This window comes from Streptomyces sp. 2-1, from assembly GCF_048564895.1.
Lineage (GTDB): Bacteria > Actinomycetota > Actinomycetes > Streptomycetales > Streptomycetaceae > Streptomyces > Streptomyces phaeochromogenes.
In genome coordinates this window covers 2,728,328-2,747,854 of the sequence record NZ_CP183383.1, presented here as the reverse complement: position 1 = coordinate 2,747,854, position 19,527 = coordinate 2,728,328, and the positions used below count along the sequence as shown (strand labels likewise).

17 protein-coding genes are annotated in these 19,527 nt (G+C 70.9%); 10 read left to right on the top strand and 7 right to left on the bottom strand.

Going from position 1 to position 19,527, the window contains the following annotated elements:
* Positions 1–50: 50 nt before the first annotated feature.
* Complete coding sequence (locus ACN20J_RS12050) at positions 51–1,592, bottom strand: DUF4331 domain-containing protein (protein WP_189840129.1); 1,542 nt, start codon at positions 1,590–1,592, stop codon at positions 51–53.
* A 260-nt stretch (positions 1,593–1,852) separates the two neighbouring features.
* Here ACN20J_RS12050 and ACN20J_RS12045 point away from each other — a divergent pair, with 260 nt between their 5' ends.
* From ACN20J_RS12045 to ACN20J_RS12035, 3 genes are all read left to right on the top strand, one after another.
* On the top strand, positions 1,853–2,395 hold the full coding sequence (locus tag ACN20J_RS12045) for a sigma-70 family RNA polymerase sigma factor (RefSeq protein ID WP_055616860.1): 543 nt from the start codon (positions 1,853–1,855) through the stop codon (positions 2,393–2,395).
* Positions 2,392–3,192, top strand: coding sequence for an anti-sigma factor (locus ACN20J_RS12040; RefSeq protein WP_419665875.1), 801 nt, complete (start codon positions 2,392–2,394; stop codon positions 3,190–3,192). Before ACN20J_RS12045 ends, ACN20J_RS12040 begins: the two co-directional genes overlap by 4 nt.
* Before the next feature lie 115 nt (positions 3,193–3,307).
* Positions 3,308–3,577, top strand: a complete 270-nt coding sequence (locus ACN20J_RS12035) for a hypothetical protein (protein WP_055616858.1) — start codon at positions 3,308–3,310, stop codon at positions 3,575–3,577.
* Between the two features lie 53 nt (positions 3,578–3,630).
* Here the strand turns inward: ACN20J_RS12035 and ACN20J_RS12030 are convergent, their stop codons facing one another.
* The 3 genes from ACN20J_RS12030 to ACN20J_RS12020 form a co-directional block, all read right to left on the bottom strand.
* Positions 3,631–4,839, bottom strand: a complete 1,209-nt coding sequence (locus ACN20J_RS12030; RefSeq protein ID WP_419665874.1) for a CaiB/BaiF CoA transferase family protein — start codon at positions 4,837–4,839, stop codon at positions 3,631–3,633.
* Positions 4,840–4,929: 90 nt separating this feature from the next.
* Entirely contained in the window at positions 4,930–5,712 is a 783-nt protein-coding gene (locus ACN20J_RS12025; protein WP_189840126.1) for an ABC transporter permease, read from the bottom strand.
* The gene (locus ACN20J_RS12020; RefSeq protein ID WP_419665873.1) at positions 5,709–6,713 is read right to left on the bottom strand and encodes an ATP-binding cassette domain-containing protein; all 1,005 of its coding nucleotides are present in this window, start codon (positions 6,711–6,713) and stop codon (positions 5,709–5,711) included. Before ACN20J_RS12020 ends, ACN20J_RS12025 begins: the two co-directional genes overlap by 4 nt.
* A gap of 84 nt (positions 6,714–6,797) precedes the next feature.
* Here ACN20J_RS12020 and ACN20J_RS12015 point away from each other — a divergent pair, with 84 nt between their 5' ends.
* Positions 6,798–7,511 carry a TetR/AcrR family transcriptional regulator gene (locus ACN20J_RS12015; protein ID WP_189840234.1) on the top strand — a complete coding sequence of 238 codons (714 nt, stop codon included), beginning with the start codon at positions 6,798–6,800 and terminating at the stop codon, positions 7,509–7,511.
* 248 nt (positions 7,512–7,759) lie between these two features.
* Here ACN20J_RS12015 and ACN20J_RS12010 read toward each other — a convergent pair whose 3' ends face one another.
* From ACN20J_RS12010 to hmgA, 3 genes are all read right to left on the bottom strand, one after another.
* A complete protein-coding gene (locus tag ACN20J_RS12010; protein ID WP_419668871.1) occupies positions 7,760–8,959 on the bottom strand; it encodes a type ISP restriction/modification enzyme in 1,200 nt (399 codons plus the stop codon).
* A 41-nt stretch (positions 8,960–9,000) separates the two neighbouring features.
* Positions 9,001–9,750, bottom strand: coding sequence for a GntR family transcriptional regulator (locus ACN20J_RS12005; protein ID WP_055615539.1), 750 nt, complete (start codon positions 9,748–9,750; stop codon positions 9,001–9,003).
* Positions 9,751–9,813: 63 nt separating this feature from the next.
* A complete protein-coding gene (gene hmgA, locus ACN20J_RS12000) occupies positions 9,814–11,181 on the bottom strand; it encodes a homogentisate 1,2-dioxygenase (RefSeq protein ID WP_419665872.1) in 1,368 nt (455 codons plus the stop codon).
* Between the two features lie 178 nt (positions 11,182–11,359).
* On the opposite strand from hmgA, the gene ACN20J_RS11995 reads away from it, so the two are divergent.
* The 6 genes from ACN20J_RS11995 (at position 11,360) to ACN20J_RS11970 (ending at position 19,514) form a co-directional block, all read left to right on the top strand.
* Positions 11,360–11,929: a hypothetical protein gene (locus ACN20J_RS11995; RefSeq protein ID WP_419665871.1), complete on the top strand. Its 570-nt coding sequence runs from the start codon at positions 11,360–11,362 to the stop codon at positions 11,927–11,929.
* A 64-nt stretch (positions 11,930–11,993) separates the two neighbouring features.
* Positions 11,994–12,614: a TetR/AcrR family transcriptional regulator gene (locus ACN20J_RS11990; RefSeq protein ID WP_055615542.1), complete on the top strand. Its 621-nt coding sequence runs from the start codon at positions 11,994–11,996 to the stop codon at positions 12,612–12,614.
* 182 nt (positions 12,615–12,796) lie between these two features.
* Entirely contained in the window at positions 12,797–15,052 is a 2,256-nt protein-coding gene (locus tag ACN20J_RS11985; RefSeq protein ID WP_419665870.1) for a molybdopterin oxidoreductase family protein, read from the top strand.
* A 122-nt stretch (positions 15,053–15,174) separates the two neighbouring features.
* Complete coding sequence (locus ACN20J_RS11980; RefSeq protein ID WP_189840120.1) at positions 15,175–16,626, top strand: CitMHS family transporter; 1,452 nt, start codon at positions 15,175–15,177, stop codon at positions 16,624–16,626.
* A 103-nt stretch (positions 16,627–16,729) separates the two neighbouring features.
* Positions 16,730–17,965 (top strand): MFS transporter, encoded by a 1,236-nt coding sequence (locus ACN20J_RS11975; RefSeq protein ID WP_190229428.1) that lies wholly within the window; start codon positions 16,730–16,732, stop codon positions 17,963–17,965.
* Positions 17,966–18,167: 202 nt separating this feature from the next.
* The gene (locus tag ACN20J_RS11970) at positions 18,168–19,514 is read left to right on the top strand and encodes an ABC transporter ATP-binding protein (RefSeq protein WP_190229427.1); all 1,347 of its coding nucleotides are present in this window, start codon (positions 18,168–18,170) and stop codon (positions 19,512–19,514) included.
* Positions 19,515–19,527: the final 13 nt, after the last annotated feature.

The window sequence follows — 19,527 nt, the reverse complement described above, 5'->3', positions numbered from 1 at the left end:
GCGCGCCGTGGGGGACGGATACGCGCGGGCCGCGCCAGTCGGAGTGCGGGTCAGTAGGCCCGGCGGCGGCTGCGCCACCACAGGAGACCCGTGCCGATGAGCAGGAACCCGGCCGCGCCCGACGCCGCGGAGACGGCGATCAGCGTGGTGTCGTTCATGCCGGCCACACCGCCCGTGGTGCCCGCGGGCTGCAGGGCGTCACCGAGCTGGTTGCGGACGTCGTTCGTGCCCGTGGTGCCCTTGGCGAGCGGACCGCGCGAACCGGAGGTCGGCAGCGCGACGTAGGGGAACGCCTTCTCGAACTTCTGGTCGTTCTTGTCGACCGCGTCACCCAAGTCGTTCTTGGCACCCACGAGTTCGCCCTCGACGACCTGCAGCGCGATGTCCAGCACGTCGTCGCCGAGCCGGCGTCCGTTCGGGAAGCCCGCGTTGTCGCCGTCCAGCACGCCGAGCCGCTTCTCCTTGGCCGCCGGCTTGATCGAGGTGTTCAGGCGCAGCATCTCCGAAGCACGCACGTGCGGGGGCTGGTTGAGGCCCTCGACACCCTTGAGGAAGACGTCGACCAGGTCGTTCCTGGGCTCCTTAGGGGCCGGGATCTTGTAGATCGCCTCGATGAGCTTGGGCAGTTCGGGGTTGGTGACGTTCTCCAGGAAGTCGCCGTCGTTCCACGGCGAGGACGCGTTGAACTTGTCCTTGTCCTTGATCGGGTTGACGACCTCGTTCACCAGCGGCATACCGAGGCGCGAGACCTGCCGGTACTTGCCGCTCGCGCTCTTGCGCTGCGTCGTCGACCAGATACCGATGATCGGCTGGTCGGCCGACTCCTGGATCATGTCGGTCGGCACCTGAAGGGCAACGGAGTTGACGTTGTACTCCTTCAGCGTGTCATTGCCGACCTCGGACAGGTTCCCGCCGTACAGCAGGTCGAAGACGCGCAGGTCCAGGAAGAACGGGTCGTCCGCCTGACCGGCGAACGTCTTCGCCCCGCCCGGGAGTTCGTGCACCGCCTGCTCGCGGAGCTTGGCGTAGTCCGGCATGGACGCCTGGCCGACGTTGGACGGGGCGACCGGCACGTCGTCCGCGTACTTCGTCTTCTTGACGACGTACTGGTCCTTGAGCTGCAGCAGATCGATGTCGTAGGTCTGCGTGATGTTGAGGTCCGGGTCGTCGAGGCTCTCGACCGGGCCCGTGTTGTACAGGAACGTCTTGTCGTTCTTGACGTGCGTCTTGAACGTGTAGCGGAAGACGAACTCGCCCTGCGCGTCACCGTTGTTGTCGATGTGCAGGTCGTACTGGGCGTCCTCGGCGAAGGTGAAGAAGTTCGGCCCGCCCGCCGGTTCCTCGAACGGGATCCAGTTCGCGACGAGCGTCGTGGTGTCCGGATGGTCGGGGCTGACGAACGCGTACACGTCCGTGTTGTCGAACTGCGGCTGCCCCGAGATGAGCGGAGCCTCCCGGTGGCTGGACGCGCTCGCCGTCCCCGGTCCGAGCGCGGTCACGCCGACGGCCGCGAGCCCGCCGGTGGCCAACGCACCGCAGACAAGGGTCGCGAGGCTCCTGCGTCCCACGAACCCGCTGGTGAAAGGTGTCATGCCGTCCGTCCTTGTCCCAAAAGCTGTGTCCCGGCGGTGATGTCCGCGAGAAGCGACCCGTCGACTGGTCTGCTCCTGCTCTCGTTCCGCGTCGGTTGGTGTTGCCTGATGCACGCCATTCGGAGCCGGGGCTCGGAAGGATTGGTTCGGGATTCACCCGCGTTTTCAAGCAGTTGATCCGTAACCCCATCCGAAGGCGTTCCGGCGCCGAATACGTGAGGATGAGACGGGCCGTTCAATGGCCGGAGAGGGGGAAACGAGTGGAGGCGGACGAACTTCTGGTGCTCGTGGCCGGAGGAGACCAGAAGGCCTTCGAGGATTTGTACGGTCTTGTGTCCGGGCCGGTCTTCGGGCTGGTACGCCGCGTGGTGCGGGATCCGGCCCAGTCCGAGGAGGTGGCCCAGGAGGTGCTCCTCGAACTCTGGAGGTCCGCCGGACGCTACGACCCGGGCCGCGGCAGCGCGCTGTCCTGGGTCCTCACCCTCGCCCACCGCCGGGCGGTCGACCGGGTCCGCAGTGCCCGCGCCGCCGGGGAGCGCGAACTGCGCATGGCCCGGCGCTCGAACGGCCCCGCCTTCGACCAGGTCGCCGAGGAGGTCGAGGCCGGCCTCGAACGAGAATGGGTGCGCCGCTGCCTGGACCGGCTCACCGCACTGCAACGACAGTCCGTCACCCTCGCCTACTACGACGGCTACACGTACCGTGAAGTGGCCGAGCGGCTCTCCCTGCCGCTCGGCACGGTCAAGACGCGCATGCGCGACGGACTCACGCGGTTGCGCGACTGCCTGGGAGGTGTCGCATGACCAGCCTCTTCCGGCGGAGTGATCTGCACTCCCTGGCCGCCCCCTACGCCCTGGACGCCCTGGAACCCCATGAGCACAAGCGTTTCGAGAAACACCTGAGGCGCTGCGACAGCTGCGCCGCCGAGGTGCGCGCGCTGCGCGAGGACGCGGTCCGCCTCGCCTGGTCCACGGCGGCCCCGGCACCGGCCGCGATGCGCGACCGGGTCCTCATGGCCGTACGCACGACCCCTCAGGAACCGCCGGCCTTCGCCCAGCCACCGGCTCGGGCGATCACGGACCGGTACGAGGAACGGACGCCGTCGCGTGCCCGTCGCTCGGGCTTCTCACCGTTCCTCATCCCGCTCGCGTCCACCACGGCCGCCGCCGCCCTCGTCGTCGCCGCGCTCTTCGGCATGCAGGCGGCCCGCACCCAGGACCAGCTCGCCCAGGAGCGCGCCCAGGCACGTGAGATCGCACACGTTCTCGCCGCACCGGACGCCCGCGCGAGCGCCGGACGCGACGCGAACGGACAGGGCATGAGCGTCGTCGCGTCCGCCTCGCAGCGCACCGCTGTAGTGACCGCGGCCGGACTGGGTACACCTTCCGACGGAAGGGTTCACCAACTGTGGCTCATGCGACCGGAGGAGAAACCGCGCTCCCTGGGGCTCCTGGACGGCGACACGCCCTTGATTGCCACCGGGCTGAATACGAACGCGACATCACTCGCTGTCACCGTCGAGCCGTCGGGCGGCTCAGTGCAGCCAACTACGGCACCGGTTGTCCAACTCGCCCTGGAATCAGTTGGATTCGGAGAGTAACCGTCAACACCCTTACCGGAAAGGTGAATCCCGCGCCCGGGATACACGGGTGTGGAGAGGGAGCGATAGGGTTAACCTGCCCGGGCTGGGTGCCCTCGTATGGGTGGGGAGTGACATGGAACAGATAACAGTGCGTGGCAGGGCGCGAGTCCCTGCGATCACGTGTGGCAGCAGCGCGACCAGCTCGCGCCTCGACCGCCATCTCTCGGTGATGGGTGGCCCCGCCATCCCTCAGCGCGAGGCGGCAGAGGCGACGGACCTGATGCGCGAGCTCACCGCACGTGACACCGCGCACAACCGCACCGCCAGGGGCGCGCGAGTGAGGCGGGTCTCACTCTTCGCACCGCTGCGCCGACTGCGCCGTTCCCTGTTCGGCGGCCGCTGAGCGGCCTCGGCCGCTGACAGGCGGCCGAACCCGAGCAGGACCCCGACCCGCGCTCAGGCGGTCACACCGTCCCGGCGCAGTGCTGCGATCTCATCGTCCGTCATCCCCACGGCACGCAGCACCGCCCCGGTGTGTTCCCCGAGCGCGGGTACGGGCCCCATCCGCGCCGAGTCCCCGCCCGGCAGCGTGATCGGCGGCAACAACGCCCTCAGCGGCCCGACCGGCGAACCCACTTCCCGCCACCGGCCCCGCGCCGCCAGCTGAGGATGCTCCGCCACCTCCCGTACGTCCCGCAGTCGCGCACACGCGATCCCGGCCGCCTCGAGCCGCGCGACCGCCTCGTCGGTGACCAGCGCCGCCAGTGCCTTGCCGACCAACTCGTCGGTGTGCTCCCGGTGTTCGACCCGCGCCGCGTTCGTCGCGTACGCCGGGTCGTGCGCCAACTCCGGCCGCAGCAGCACCTGTTCGGCCAGCCGCCGCCACTCCCGGTCGTTCTGCACCGACAGCAGCACCCGCCCGCCGTCCGCCGTCGGATAGGCGTCGTACGGGGCGATGACGGCGTGCGCGAGACCGGTGCGCGCCGGGGGAGTTCCGCCGTGCATCGCATGGTGCAGCGGATGCCCCATCCACTCGGCCAGCGCCTCCAGCATCGACACCTCCACCGGCCCGCCGCGCCCCGTCGTGCCACGCCGCACCAGCGCCGCCAGCACCCCCGAGAACGCGTACATCGCCGCCGCGATGTCGGCCGCCGGGATCCCCGCCTTCACCGGCCGATCGGCCGTCCCCGTCACGGACACCAGCCCCGCCTCGCACTGCACGAGCATGTCGTACGCGCGCTTGCCGGCGTACGGACCGAAGGCCCCGTAACCCGAGATGTCCACGGCGATCAGCCGCGGGTCGGCCGTGCACAGCGTCGCCGCGTCCAGGCCGAGCCGCGCGGCGGCGCCCTGCGCGAGGTTCTGCACGAAGACGTCGGCGTCCGCGACGAGACGGCGTACGACGTCCAGGCCGCGCGGGTCCTTCAGATCGAGGGCGATGGACTCCTTGCCGCGGTTGCACCACACGAAGTGGGAGGCGAGACCGGCGGCCGCGGTGTCGTAGCCGCGCGCGAAGTCACCGCCGTCGATCCGCTCGACCTTGATCACCCGGGCCCCGAGATCGGCGAGCTGCCGGGTGGCGAAAGGTGCCGCGACGGCCTGCTCGACGGCGACGACGGTGATGCCCTCAAGGGGCAGGGGAAGCGGCTCCATGCGAGGGATCATGTCCCGCGCGCGAGGGCTTTGTCATGCGGGGCCGGGAGGCGGGGAGCCGGGGGCCGGGCCGTCGGACGGGCGCGGCCCCGGGGCGAGCGGTCAGCGCCCGCCGTTCGTGTACCGGCGGACGGCGAGCGGCATGAACACCGCGATGAGGACCGCGCACCAGGCCAGTGACCCCGCGACGGGGTGCGTCACCGGCCAGGCCCCGTCCGTCGGCACCGGAGCGTTCCCGAACAGGTCGCGCAGGGCCGTGGTCACCGCGCTGATCGGGTTCCACTCGGCGATCGTGCGCAGCCAGCCCGGCAGATTGTCCGTCGGGATGTACGCGTTCGACAGCAGGGGCAGGATGAACGTCGCGCCGCCCAGCTGCCCGGCCGCCTCCTCGCTCCGCGAGGCCAGGCCCAGCAGGATCCCGATCCACGTGGTCGCGAACCGGAAGAGCAGCAGCAGACCCACGGCGCCGACCGCTTCCAGCGCGGAGCCCTCCATCCGCCAGCCCACCGCGAGCCCCACCAGTAGCACCGGCACCGTGCCCACGGCCGTGACGACCAGGTCCCCGGCGGCCTGACCGAGCGGTACGGCGGCCCGGCTGATCGGCAGCGTGCGGAAGCGGTCCATCACGCCCCGGTGCGAGTCCTGGGCGGCCTGGAACATCCCGGTCATGATCCCGTTGGCCGCCGTCGCGACCAGCAGGCCCGGCACCAGGAAGGCCCGGTACTCCTCGCCGGGCATCGCGAGCGCGCTGCCGAAGACATAGCCGAAGAACAGCAGCATCGTGATCGGCATGGTCTGGGTGAGGATCAGCAGCCCCATGTTGTGCCGGATCCGCCGCAGCTGACGGCCCAGCATCGCGGTGCCGTCATAGGCCAACGCGCTCATGTCACAAGCTCCTTGCTGTCGGTGCGGTGACCGGACTGCTTGTCGGCCCGGTTGTCGGTCCCGGCTCCGGTCGAGCCGTCGGTCAGGCGGAGGAAGACGTCGTCGAGCGTCGGCGGGCGCAGGTTCACGTCGAGCAACGGCACCCCGGCGGCGTCGAGTTCGCGTACGAGACGGGGAAGGGTGAGCGTCGGGTCGGTGGTGACCGCGCCGACGGCGTGCCGCTCCCGGTCGAAGTCGGGCCGTGAGCCCGTCAGTTGGTCGAGGACGGCCGCCGCTGCGGCCATGGCGTCCGCGTCGGCGACGACCGCTTCCGCGTACGAGCCGATGAGCGCCTTGAGTTCGGCGGGCGTGCCCGAGTGCGCGACCCTGCCGCGGTCCACGAGGGCGATGTCGTCGGCGAGTTGGTCGGCCTCCTCCAGATACTGCGTCGTGAGCAGGACCGTCGTGCCCTCCGCCTTCAGCGCGCGCACCGTCTCCCAGATCTGGTTGCGGCTGTGCGGGTCGAGGCCCGTCGTCGGCTCGTCGAGGAACAGCACCGCGGGCCGGGTGATCAGGCTCGCGGCCAGGTCGAGTCGGCGCCGCATGCCGCCGGAGTAGGTGGACGTGGGACGGTCCGCCGCGTCGGCGAGCTCGAAGCGGTCGAGGAGCTCGTCGGCGCGGGCCGCCGCCTTCGGGAGACGGCGCAGCCTCGCGAACAGCCGCAGGTTCTCCCGCCCGGTGAGGTCGCCGTCGACCGACGCGTACTGCCCGGTGACGCCGATCGCGCGGCGCACGGCGTCCGGCTCCCGGACGAGGTCGTGCCCCGCGACACGCGCGGACCCCGCGTCCGGCCGCAGCAGCGTGGTGAGCAGCCGCACCGCCGTCGTCTTGCCCGCGCCGTTCGGCCCGAGCAGACCGCAGACCGTGCCCTCCGCCACGGCCAGGTCCAGGCCGCGCAGCGCCCGGACTTCCTTGAAACTCTTCTCCAGACCTTCACTAAGTACAGCGTACGTAGTCGTCATGGTGCGACCATACCCCACTACGTACGCTGTACGTAACTACGATGGGGGCGACAGGATCCACCGATGGCAGGACTGACGACACCGATGGCAGGACGCGCCGACGTACCCGAAGTGATCTGGGCCCGACCCGAGCGCACGGGACGCGGGCCGCGGCCCGCGTTCACCCGGGCCGACATCGCGGACGCCGCGGTGCGGATCGCGGACGCGCAGGGGCTGGACGGGGTCTCGATGCGGCATGTCGCGGCCGAGCTGGGCTGCGGCACGATGTCGCTCTACAACTACGTGCCTCGCAAGGAGGACCTGTACGAGCTGATGGTCGACGCCGTCAGCGGTGAGCACGAGTTGTGGGAGCCGGCGGGGGACTGGCGCGCCGACATGCTCCGGGTCGCCCATGGGACCCGGGCGCTCATGCTCCGGCATCCGTGGCTGCCGGCTCTGATGTCGCCGGTGTACGGGTTCAGCCCCAACGCCCTGCGGTACCTGGAGCACTGCCTTACGTGCCTGGACTCCTTCGAGGGGACGTACGGCACGAAGTTCGAGCTGATCGCGATGGTCAACGGGGTCGTGACGACGTACGTGGGGAATGAGCTGGCGACGGTTGAACGGGTGCGGGCGTTGCCGTGGTCGGAGGAGCAGGAGCACGCGGTGCGGGGGGCGTATTTGGGTGGGCAGGTTGCCACCGGGGCCTATCCGCGGATGGCGGCGGCGTTCATGGAGGATGCGGGGCCGATTGATCTGGGGGCGGTGTTTCAGCGGGCGTTGGAGCGGGTGCTCGACGGGTTTGACCCGTCTCGCTGAGCGTGGTGGAGGGGTGGGGATGGGGATGGTGGTGTTGAAGGTGCGGGTGGGTCGGGGCTGGTCGCGCAGTTCCCCGCGCCCCTTAAAAGACTGCGCCGTTCCCCGCGCCCCTAAAAGATGCGCCGCCCCCTGCGCCCCTAGAAGGTGGCGCCGCTCCCTGCGCCGCAAGAGGCTGCGCCAGTCCCCGCGTCCCTGAGAGCCAAAAGATTGCGCCGTTCCCCGCGCCCCTTTGGGGCTCGGCCGGTCCCTCAGATCAGGGCGACCTGGCCCTCTGGGCCCTCCTCGTGGTGGTCCAGTACTGAGGCCGGTTTGCGGGACGTGTCCGGCGGTGGGAGTACTTCCGCCTTGCGCAGGTCGTCCGCCGTGATCGGGGTGTTCATCGTCAACTCGGCCTGCTGAGGCCTTAGTTCCGCCAGTAGGGACAGGACCGTGATGATCTCCAGGAGGTCGGAGGTCCAGGGCTGGGGCCAGGTCGTGGGGCGGATGGCTTCCAGGGTGCCCGGGGGCGGCTGGGTGGTTCGGGTGGTGAACCACTGGTCCAGGACTCGGACGCCGCCGACCTCGAAGTCCCAGGCGGCGGGCGGGACGGGGGAGATGCGGCCCTCGTCGAGGTGGAGGGTCTCCTCGTCGCGGTCGTAGCGGAGTTCGAGCGGGCGGGAGGGGAGCGGGGCCCGTACGTAGGGGCGGCGCCCGCCGGGGAGTTTGGGGCGTTCGCCGTCGCGGCGCATCAGCCACAGCATGCGGTGGCCCAACTCGGTGCCGCGAGCCCAGAGTTCGGGGTCCGATGTGAGGGGAACCGTGCAGCCCTGTGGGCCCGGGCGGGCGACCGCCAGCGTCCAGGCGAGGACGTCCAGGGGAGTGGGGGCGTGGCCCAGGCGCTTGGCCAGGAGGTCCAACAGGCCCGGTGCCAGGTTGGGTTCGCGGCCCTCGGGGCGCCGGTACAAGGGGTGGATCCGGCCCGGCCGGGCGGTGGGCACGGTCTTCGACTGGGGGAGGACCACCGGGAGCGTCGACGTGACCAGGAGGGGCGGCCCGTCGGGTGCGGGGGCCTGCTCGACCGCGAACACCTGCCGTTCGTCCGTCACACGCCACAACTCCGGCCGTGCCGCGTCGATCAGCCGGTGGTCGGGGATCAGCCACTGTTCGTCGAACGGCCCGTGCATGACCCGTACCGGCTCCACGCAGGGGCCCGACGCGCGGGCCAGCCGGCCCGTTCCCGAGGACTGGCCCGGCAGTTGGCCCACCGCCGAGTGGAGCGTCCGCGCGCGTGTGACGCCGAACAACGCCTCGCGGTCGGGCCCTTCGGCCTTCACGAGGGCGTCCCACCGCGCTTTCAGGGACGCCGGGTCGGGCGCCGTCGGCCACCCGCGGCCCAGCCGGGGCGGTGCGACGGACCACGGCATGAGGTCCGCGAGCAGCGGAGCGTCGTCGTGCGGCACGCTCGGCATCGTACGACGTGGACCGTCGAAGGCGACTTTGTCCCGCATGGTCAGTGGGCGTCGAGGGTGACGGTGAAGGAGAAGCGGTCGCCGCGGTACTGGATGCGGGCCACGTCCAGCGCCCGGCCGTCCTCGCCGTGCACGACGCCCGTGTAGTGCAAGATCGGGCTCAGCAGCGGGACCTGGAGCAGCCGCGCGGTCTCCGGGTCCGCGAGCCGCGCCTCCACGGTGTCGGTGATCTGGCTGATCCTCGCCCCCGCGACATCCCGCAGCACCTTGGTCATGGGCCAGCGGACCAGGTCCTCGGGGTCGATCAGGGCCGCCAGTTCGGGCCGTACGTAGTTGCGCGCGTGGTTGGTCGGCTCCCCGGTCTTCTCGTCGCTGCGCAGCCGGTGGTAGGTCGCGACCTCCGTCAGGTCAGGGAAGTGCTCGGAGAGTTCCGCCGACACGGGTTCGGTGCCGTGGTCAAGGAGCCGGGTCGTCATGCCCGACTGCTGGGCCACGATCGCGTCCACCGAGCCGAGCAGCCGGACCGGGGCGCCCCGCGCGGCGCTCGGTTCGATGAACGTGCCGCGCCTGCGATGGCGGGTGATCAGCCCCTCGTCCTCCAGCTCCTTGAGCGCCTGCCGCATGGTCAGCACGCTCACCCCGTAGTGCTCCGCCAGCTGTTCCTCGGTGGGCAGGCGCAGCGGATCCTGCGCGGACCGCCCGAGTATCGAGGCGCGCAGGGACTGCGACACCTGATACCAGAGCGGCAGCTTGCGGTTCAGGACGATCGAGTCCGGGGCGAAGGAGGTCACGAGGGTATCCGTACCGTTCGCGGGCGCCGGGTGCAACGGGCGGTCACGATCGGTCCCGGCCGGTCATGGGCGCCGCTCCGGCCGGAAGTGCCGCTGGAGGCCCCGCCACACGTCGTCGTACGCGCGCTGCAGATGCTCCGCCCCGGCGGCCTGCGCGGTGGCCGTGACCGGCCAGCGCGTCTCGAACATGAAGGCCAGACCGTCGTCGATCTTCTGCGGCCGAAGCTCGGCGGCGCTCGCCCGGTCGAAGGTCTCCCGGTCGGGACCGTGCGCCGACATCATGTTGTGCAGCGAGCCGCCTCCCGGGACGAAGCCCTCCGCCTTCGCGTCGTAGGCGCCCTCGATGAGCCCCATGTACTCGCTCATCACGTTCCGGTGGAAGTACGGCGGCCGGAACGTGTCCTCGCCCACCAGCCAGCGCGGCGCGAAGACGACGAAGTCGACGCCGGCAAGGCCCGGAGTGTCCGACGGCGAGGTCAGCACCGTGAAGATCGACGGGTCCGGGTGGTCGTAGCTGATGGTGCCGATCACATTGAACGCGCGCAGGTCATAGGCGTACGGCACATGGTTGCCGTGCCAGGCGACGACATCCAGCGGCGAGTGGTCGTAGGTCGCCGACCAGAGGTTGCCGCAGAACTTGTTCACCACCTCCACCGGCCCCTTGACGTCCTCGTACGCGGCGACGGGCGCCCGGAAGTCGCGGGCGTTCGCGAGACCGTTGGCGCCGATCGGGCCGAGGTCGGGGAGCTGGAAGGGCGCCCCGTAGTTCTCGCACACATAGCCCCGGGCCGCCGGGCCCGGGTCGTCGTCGGTCGAGGAGTCCAGCAGTTCCACACGGAAGCGCACCCCACGAGGGATCAGCGCCACATGTCCCGGCTCCACATGCAGCAGCCCGAACTCGGTGCGCAGCAGCAGCCCGCCGCGCTCCGGCACGATCAGCAGCTCGCCGTCGGCGTCGCTGAACACCCGCTCCATCGAGGAGTTGGCGTGATAGAGGTGCACGGCCATGCCGGTGCGCTGTGTCGCGTCGCCGTTGCCGCCGAGCGTCCACAGGCCCGCCAGGAAATCGGTGCCCGGGGCGGGCTCGGGCAGCGGGTTCCAGCGCAGCCGGTTCGGGTCGGGCACCGTCTCCGTGAAGGGCGCCGTGCGGACGGCGCCGTTGTCGGTGCGGGTGAAGGCCGGGTGTGCGGCCGACGGGTGGATCCGGTACAGCCACGACCGGCGGTTGTGCGCCCTCGGCTCGGTGAACGCCGTACCGCTCAGCTGCTCCGCGTAGAGCCCGAGCGGGGCCCGCTGCGGAGAGTTGCGGCCGTGCGGCAGGGCGCCCGGCACCGCCTCCGAACTGTGCTCGTTGCCGAACCCGGTGAGATACGTCAGCGCCTCGACGGTCTTCCGCCGTGCCTCGGCGGTGATCCGCCCGTCCCCGCTCATGGTCGCTCCCTCGTTCCTGATTCCTATGTATCACCGTAGGATTCGCGAAATCCGTGCGCAAGAGGGAGATGCCCGTGCCCACGGAGGCGACCGCGGGATCGCGCCAAGACCACTGGAGTACCGAGAACCAGACTTCAGGGGGATCCGACTGTCAGAGCGGTGCTCTAATCTCCCCGGCATGTCGTGGACGCGCGTATTCCTCACCGCGCTCGCGGCCTGTGTCCTGTTCGGCGCTCTGCTCGTCGGAGCGACGGGCTGCGGGTCCGACGAAGCGCGCGAGAACGACGGAGTGAAGCCGTCACCGGTGGGCAAGGTGCTGGAGGACACGGACGAGGAAGGACGCCACTACCGTGAGATCGACAAGAAGGACGCGCCGAAGGTCGCGATCGAGATACAGCCCGACGCCGACAGCGACGGCTGGGACGTACGCCTGACCGTCCACGACTTCCGCTTCTCGCCGGCCGGTACGCGGAAGACGGCCGAACCCGGCCGCGGGCACGCCCTCCTCCGCCTCGACGGCCGCCCCCTGTCCTTCCTCCGCGGCCCGGACCACCACATCGCCGGCGGCCTCGTCCCGCGCGGCACCCACCAGGTGAGCGTGCGCCTGCACGCCGACGACGACACGGTGTGGGCCGTGGACGGCGAGCCCGTCGGCAGCACGGCGGACATCACCGTGTCCGATCCCGGGCCGACGGACACGGAGTCCGCGTCGGCGCCGGCGACGAGCGGCCAGGGCGCGCACAAATGAGTGGCATCAGCACCGACATTCGTACCGAAGGGCAAGGTTCACCGGACCCCGGCGGAAAGGCATCATGAAGCCCGTGCCCCCTGCGACCTCGCTGCGCCGCGCGCCCGTTCAACGCCGTAGCGCCGAAAGACTCACCCGAATACTCGACGCCTGCGCCGATCTCCTCGACGAGGTCGGCTACGACGCCCTCAGCACCCGCGCGGTCGCCCTGCGCGCCGGCGTGCCCATAGGGTCCGTCTACCGCTTCTTCGGCAACAAGCGCGCCATGGCCGACGCGCTCGCCCAGCGCAACCTCGACGTCTTCACCGAGCGCGTCACCCTCCGCCTCCAGGAGACCGCCGGCACGGGCGGCTGGCGCGCGGCCATGGACGCGGTCCTCGACGAGTACCTGGCGATGAAACGCACCGCGCCCGGCTTCTCCCTCGTGGACTTCGGCAACCAGATACCCGTCGGCACCCGAGACGCCGAACCCAACACCCGCGTCGCCGACCGCCTCACCGACATGCTCTCCTCCGTCCTGGACCGCGAACCCGACGAGGACCTGCGCCGCACCTTCCTCATCGCCGTCGAGGCCGCCGACACCCTCGTCCAGCTCGCCTTCCGCCTCGACCCCTCCGGCGACGAACGGGTCATAGAGGAGACCCGGGAACTGCTGCGGGCGTATCTGGCACGGTCGCTCGACTGACGGAGAGGCCGGGCACGACAGCGTTGCCCGGCCACACCCGGCCCGACCTCGTCCGGCGCGGATGCTCGAACGGCGCGCGAATTTCCGACGTGACCCCCGCGCCCCCTCCCCACCGTCCATACCGGTCGGTATGCTCGGCCGAGTCAGCGCCATCGTCGTCGCCACCCCCTCCGGGAGGATCCGTGTCCACCACCGCCGACTCCCGAACAGCTCTGCGTATCTGTCCCCTCTGCGAGGCGACCTGCGGGCTCACGCTCACCATCGAGGGAACCCGGGTGACGAGCGCGCGCGGGGACCGCGACGACGTGTTCAGCCAGGGGTTCATCTGCCCGAAGGGCGCCTCGTTCGGGGCGGCCGACGGCGACCCCGACCGGCTGCGGACGCCGTTGGTGCGCAAGGACGGCGAACTGCGCGAGGCCACCTGGGCGGAGGCCTTCGACGCCGTCGCGGCCGGACTGCGGCCGGTCGTCGAGCGCTACGGGCTGCACGCCGTCGGAGCCGTCCTCGGCAACCCGAACGTGCACACCATGGCCGGTGCCCTCTATCCGACCGTGCTGCTCGCCGGCCTCGGCACCCACAGCCTCTTCACCGCGTCCACGCTCGACCAGATGCCCAAGCACGTCTCCAGCGGCCTGCTCTACGGCGACGCCAACGCGATCCCGGTGCCCGACCTCGACCGCACCGACCACCTGCTGCTGATCGGCGCCAACCCCCTCGAATCCAACGGCAGCCTGTGCACCGCCCCCGACTTCCCGGGCAAGCTCAAGGCCATCAAGGCGCGCGGCGGCACCCTGACCGTCATCGACCCGCGCCGCACCCGCACCGCCAAGCTCGCCGACCGGCACGTGGCCATCCGCCCCGGCACCGACGCGATGCTGCTCGCGGCCATGGCGTACGTCCTCTTCGAGGAGGAGCTCACCGACCTCGGGGAACTCGCCGAACTGGTGCAGGGGACCGACGAACTCCGCGAAGCCGTAAGGGACTTCACCCCGGAAGCCGCCGCCGAGGCCTGTGACGTCGACGCCGACACCATCCGCGCGCTCGCCCGGGAACTGGCCGCCGCGCCCACCGCCGCCGTATACGGCCGCATCGGCAGCTGCACCGTCCCGCACGGCACCCTGGCCAGCTGGCTGGTCGACATCCTGAACATCCTCACCGGCAACCTCGACCGGCCCGGAGGCGCCCTCTTCCCGCAGGCCGCCACCGACCGGACACCCCGCCCCGCCGGACCCGGCCACGGCTTCGCGCTCGGCCGCTGGCACAGCCGAGTGAGCCGTCACCCCGAGGCCAAGGGCGAACTGCCGATGGCCGCGCTCGCCGAGGAGATCGACACCGCGACCGCCGAGGGCGAGCCCATCCGCGCCCTCGTCGTCATCGCCGCCAACCCCGTCCTGTCCGCGCCCGACGGCGACCGCCTCGACAAGGCCCTCGGCTCGCTCGACTTCATGGTCAGCGTCGACCCCTACCTCAACGAGACCTCACGGCACGCCCATGTCGTGCTGCCGCCGCCCCCGCCCTCGCAGAGCCCGCACCACGACTTCGCCTTCAACACCCTCGCCGTCCGCAACCAGGTCCGCTACACCCGCGCCGCCGTCCCCCTGGAACCGGGCCGCATGGCCGAGACGGAGATCCTCGCCCGGCTCGTCCTCGCCGCGACCGGCATGCACGGCGCCGAGCCCTCCGCCGTCGACGACCTGGTCATCGGCCAGACCCTCGGCAAGGCCGTCAAGGAACCCCACTCCCCGGCGCACGGCCGCGACCCGCGCGAACTCGCCGCACAGCTCACCGGCGAGACCGGCCCCGAGCGACGCCTCGACATGATGCTGCGCCTGGGCCCGTACGGCGACGGATTCGGCGTACGACCCGAAGGGCTGACCCTGGAGAAGCTGCTCGACCAGCCCCACGGCATCGACCTCGGACCGCTCCAGCCGCGCCTCCCGCAGCCCCTCAAGACCCGCAGCGGACTCGTGGAGCTGCTTCCGCAGCCGCTCGCCGACGATCTCCCGCGCCTGCGCGACGCACTGCGCCGGCGCCCCGAAGGACTCGTCCTCGTCGGCCGCCGTCACCTCCGCTCCAACAACAGCTGGATGCACAACATCCCCGCCCTCACCGGCGGCACCAACCGCTGCACCCTGCACATCCACCCCGACGACGCCGACCGGCTCGGTGTCACCAATGGAGCGCCGGTGCGGGTGAAGGGCGCCGGGGGAGAGGTCGTCGCTCCCGCCGAGATCACCGACGCCGTACGACGCGGGGTCGTGAGCCTGCCGCACGGCTGGGGACACGACCGTCCCGGCACCCGCACGACCCACGCCGCCGAGAACCCCGGAGTCAACGTCAACCAGCTCCTCGACGGCAGCCTGCTCGACCCGCTGTCCGGCACCGCCGTACTCAATGGCGTACCCATCGATATCGCGCCAACAGGCACAACGCCCTGACCTGGAGTTTTGCGCTTATTGCTCGCGTGTCAACATCTTGTTAAGCCTTGTGTGGCCGCCCTAACGTCACTCGAACCGCTGTCCCTGGTGGAAGTTCAAGGGCGAACGTTAGGTATCCACTCATGCTGACCATCCTCGGCTTCACCATGATCGCGACCTTCCTGGTCCTGATCATGATGAAGAAGATGTCGCCGATCGCGGCGCTCGTACTGATCCCGGCACTCTTCTGCGTGTTCGTCGGAAAGGGTGCGCATCTCGGCGACTACGTCATCGAAGGGGTGGGCACCCTCGCGCCCACCGCCGCGATGCTCATGTTCGCCATCGTGTACTTCGGCGTCATGATCGACGTCGGCCTCTTCGACCCGATCGTCCGAGGCATCCTCAAGTTCTGCAAGGCCGACCCGCTGCGCATCGTCGTCGGCACGGCCCTGCTCGCGGCGATCGTCTCCCTCGACGGCGACGGCTCGACGACCTTCATGATCACGGTCTCGGCGATGTACCCGCTGTACAAGCGCCTCAAGATGAGCCTCGTCGTGATGACCGGCGTCGCCGCCACCGCCAACGGCGTCATGAACACGCTGCCCTGGGGCGGCCCGACCGCCCGCGCCGCCACCGCGCTCAAGCTCGACGCCGGCGACATCTTCGTCCCGATGATCCCGGCGCTCGCCGTCGGCCTGGTCGCCGTGATCGCCCTCTCGTACGTCCTCGGCCTCCGCGAGCGCAAGCGCCTCGGCGTGCTCAGCCTGACCGACGTACTGACGGACGAGAAGCAGCTGGTCGAGGAGCCCGAGACCGAGACGGTGCTGGTCGGCGCCGGTGCCGCCGCCGGCGGTCCGGGTGACGGCAAGGTGCGTATGACCAAGACCACCGGCGGCGCGGGCTCCGGCACCGACGCCTCCGACGGCGACGACGAGGAGGAGGACGACGTCCGCCTCCAGGGCCTCGACCCGAACCGTCCGACGCTGCGCCCCAAGCTGTACTGGTTCAACGCACTGCTCACGGCGACGCTCCTGGCCGCCATGATCATGGAACTGCTGCCGATCCCGGTCCTGTTCGTGCTCGCCGCCGCGCTCGCCCTCACGGTCAACTTCCCGCACATCCCCGACCAGAAGGCCCGCCTGGCCGCCCACGCCGACAACGTCCTCAACGTCTCCGGCATGGTCTTCGCCGCCGCCGTCTTCACCGGCGTCCTCCAGGGCACCGGCATGGTCGACTCCATGGCGAAATGGCTCGTCGACGGCATTCCGGACGGCATGGGCCCGCACATGGCCCTCGTCACCGGCGTCCTCAGCCTCCCGCTCACCTACTTCATGTCGAACGACGGCTTCTACTTCGGTGTCCTGCCGGTCCTCGCCGAGGCGGGCGCGGCCCACGGGGTCTCCCCGCTGGAGATCGCCCGCGCCTCGCTCGTCGGCCAGCCGCTGCACATGTCGAGCCCGCTCGTCCCGGCCGTGTACGTCCTGGTCGGCATGGCCAAGGTCGAGTTCGGCGACCACACCAAGTTCGTCGTCAAGTGGGCCGCCCTCACTTCCCTCGTCGTCCTCGGCGCCGGAATCCTGTTCGGCATCATCTGAGCCTCGGCTCCCGGGGTCCGGCCCCGGCCGGACCCACCCCGTTCGTCCGATCCACCTGATCCATCAGATCCGTCCGTCCATCCGTCCAACGGAGGGTGTCACTGTGAGGCCCGGTGGGAACCGCGGCTGGCTGCTCCGCCTCGTCATCGCCTTCAGCTTCGCGCAGGGGGCGGTGTCGATGGCACGGCCCGCCGTCTCCTACCGGGCCCTCGCGCTGGGCGCCGACGAGCGCGCGATCGGCGTCATCGCCGGCGTCTACGCACTGCTGCCGCTGTTCGCCGCCGTACCGCTCGGCCGCAGGACCGACCACGGCCGGTGCGCCCCGCTGCTCCCGGTCGGCGTCGTCCTCATAGCCGGAGGCTGCGCCCTCAGCGGTACGGCCGACTCCCTTGCCGCGATGGCGGCCTGGAGCGGGGTGATGGGGCTCGGACACCTCTCCTTCGTGATCGGCGCCCAGTCGATCGTGGCCCGCCAGTCCGCACCGCAGGACCAGGACCGCAACTTCGGCCACTTCACCATCGGCGCCTCGCTCGGCCAGCTCGTCGGACCGATCGCCGCGGGTGCCCTGATCGGCGGCCCCGACATGGCGGGCACCAGCGCCCTCGCCCTGCTGGTCGCGGGAGCCGTCGCCGCGGTCTCGTTCGTCTCGCTGTGGCGCATAGAGCACCGCGACCGGCCCAAGTCCCGTACCGGACGCGGCGATCGCGTCCCCGTGCACCGCATACTGCGCACCCGGGGCGTCCCCGCCGGCATCTTCATCAGCCTCGCGGTGCTGTCCGCGACGGACATCCTCACCGCGTATCTGCCGGTGGTCGGCGAACACCGAGGCATCGCGCCCTCCGTGATCGGCCTGCTGCTCAGCCTGCGCGCGGCGGCGACCATCGCCTGCCGCCTGGTCATGACACCCATGCTGCGGCTCCTCGGCCGGGCCGCGCTGCTCACCACGACCTGCCTGCTGGGTGCCCTACTGTGCGCCGGGATCGCGCTGCCCGTACCGGTCTGGGGCCTCGCCGTGATCCTCGCCCTGCTCGGCTTCTGCCTGGGCGTCGGCCAGCCCCTGTCCATGACCACGGTCGTCCAGGCCGCCCCCGACGACGCCCGCTCCACCGCCCTCGCCCTGCGCCTGACCGGCAACCGGCTCGGCCAGGTCGCCGCGCCCGCCGCCGCTGGCCTGGTCGCCGGAGTAGCCGGTGTGGCCGCGCCGTTCGTGATGCTCGGAGCGCTGCTGCTGATCGCCTCGGGGCTCGGACTGCGACAGGGGCGTACGGGCGCGACGGGGTCGGAGCCGACGGAACGTAGGGGACGTACGCCATCCGCACCGGAGCCCGAGAGACACTGAACAGACCTCTTTCGCACCGGAGTTGGCCGAACCGGCGGGTTTCACGGGGAGGTCTCTCCACAAGGCCCGCCCGATTCCGCCGCAAGTCTTCCCCGGGATGTGTGCGGTCCGTTAGCTTCCGTGACTCATAGGTCTCGTACGACCCGCGAGACCTCCGTTCGCGGAGCAACAGCGCCCTGTGAGCCCCCGGGGGTCACGTCCCATGTCACGCGCCATCTCCCTTCGACAGGTCAGCAAGTCCTACACACGCGGTGTCTCTGTGGTGGACAGGTTGTCGCTCGACGTCGCGCCCGGCGAGTTCCTGGTGCTGCTCGGGCCGTCCGGCTGCGGCAAGTCGACCGTGCTGAGGATGATCGCCGGCCTCACGGACCCCACCGAGGGGCAGGTGCGGCTCGACGGCGCGTACGCCAACCATCTGGAGCCCGCCGACCGGGACATGGCGATGATCTTCCAGAACTTCGCGCTCTACCCGACCATGAACGGCCGCGACAACATCGGCTTCCCGCTGCGCATCGAGACGCCCGGCCAGGACCCGCGCTCGCGCGTCGACGCCACGGCCCGGATGCTCGGCATCGAGGACCTCCTCGACCGCTTCCCCAACGAGCTCTCCGGCGGCGAACGCCAGCGCGTCGCGATGGGCCGGGCGATCGCACGGCACCCCTCCGCGTTCCTGATGGACGAGCCGCTGGCCAACCTGGACGCCAAGCTCCGCAACCGTCTGCGCGCCGAAATCGCCCGCCTCACCCGGGGGTTGGGCGTCACCACCGTGTACGTCACCCACGACCAGGCGGAGGCGATGTCCCTGGGTGACCGGGTCGCCGTCCTGCGCGGCGGTGTCCTCCAGCAGGTCGGCACCCCGCGCACGGTCTACGCGCTGCCCGAGAACGTCTTCGTCGCCGCCTTCATCGGCACCCCGCGCATCAGCCTCCTGCGGGGCGTCGTCCTCGCCCCGCTCGACGGCGCCATGTCGATCGGCCTCGGCCGCCAGGCCCTCGTCCTGCCCGAACCCCTGTCCCTGGACCACCGGTTGCTCCGGGTGCACCAGGGCCACGAAGTCATCGTGGGCCTGCGCTCCGAGGCCATACGCATCGCCAAACCGTCGGAGGCCAGGCCCGGCGAGGTGGCGATCAGCGGACTCGTCGAGCACGTGGAGTTCCAGGGCCACGAGGTCCTCGTCCACTTCAACACCGGCTCGCAGCCCGCCGTCGTACCCGACCTGGAGGCGCCGCGCCCCATGCCCCGGCCGCCGCGCCGCCGCCGTCCCGTGGGCGGTGTCCTCGGCCGCCTCCGGGACCGGGCGGGCGCGCTGCGGGCCGGACCCGTCGTGGTCCTGGCGGACCCAGGGGGCACCGGACCCGAGCAGGCCGAACTGCCGCCCCCGGAAGGCCGGTTGCCGGGAGACCTCATCGTCCGTACGACACCCGACCACGACCTCCACCACGGCATGCAGGTCCCTCTCCTCGTGGACCTCGCCCATCTGTTCGTCTTCGACCACGAAGGCGTACGGATCTCCCCGGCCCCGGCGCGCCTGCCCGACCTGGAGGACTGAGGCCCGCTAGGTA